Below are 859 nucleotides of genomic sequence, written 5' to 3'. Positions count from 1 at the left end.
TTTGACGAGCTGAGCATCCCTGATCACAGCACCTTATGCCGCTACCGCAACTGGCTGGCATCAGACAACACCCTAGCCGAATTACTGGATCTTATTAACCGTCAACTGACTGAGAAGGGCTTAAAAGTAGAAAAAGCACACGCTGCCATTGTTGATGCCACCATTATTCAAACCGCCGGCGGCAAACAACGTCAGGCCATAGAAGTGGATGCCGAAGGACGAGTCAGTAGCCAAACCACACCGAGTAAAGACAGCGATGCCCGTTGGGTGAAGAAAGACGGCTTATACAGACTGGGTTACAAGCAGCATACCCGTACCGATGCGGAAGGCTATATCGAGAAACTGCACATCACTGCCGCCAATGCCCATGAGTGCAAACACCTGTTCCCCTTGTTGGAAGGGCTGGCCAAAGGCACGACCGTCTATGCTGATAAAGGCTACGACAGTTTGGAAAACAGGCAGCATTTGGAAGAGCGTGAGCTGCGGGACGGCATCATGCGTAAATCCCACCGCAACCGTCCGCTGACGGAAGCCCACACCCACCGCAACCAACACCTATCGAAAACCCGTTATGTGGTTGAACAAAGCTTTGGTACGCTACACCGTAAATTCCGCTATGCCCGGGCGGCCTATTTTGGCCTGAGCAAAGTGGCGGCACAAAGCCACTTGAAAGCGATGTGCTTGAACCTGCTGAAAGCAGCCAACAAGCTACGTGCGCCTGTTGTTGCCTGAAAGGCAGCTCAGATACCCGATAATCGGGTATCTGAGGAGAATAAAGGGAATATTGGAATAGAAAACAGCCGAAATCCGGTGTTTGGGCATCAACTGTTAGGTAAAGAGTTATTTTGCAAAGGTCTCA

General features: G+C 51.2%; 1 protein-coding gene. It reads left to right on the top strand.

Annotation, left to right across the window (positions count from 1 at the left end; translation table 11 throughout):
• The coding region (locus AKG09_RS11500) for an IS5 family transposase (protein WP_054619556.1) at nt 1–732 on the top strand (732 nt) is incomplete at its 5' end.
• Nucleotides 733–859 lie beyond the last annotated feature (127 nt).

The organism is Neisseria sp. 83E34 (genome assembly GCF_001308015.1).
In the GTDB taxonomy this organism is placed as follows: Bacteria; Pseudomonadota; Gammaproteobacteria; order Burkholderiales; family Neisseriaceae; genus Neisseria.
Note: the sequence above shows the minus strand (reverse complement) of the source record. Positions and strands in the feature narration are given on the sequence as shown.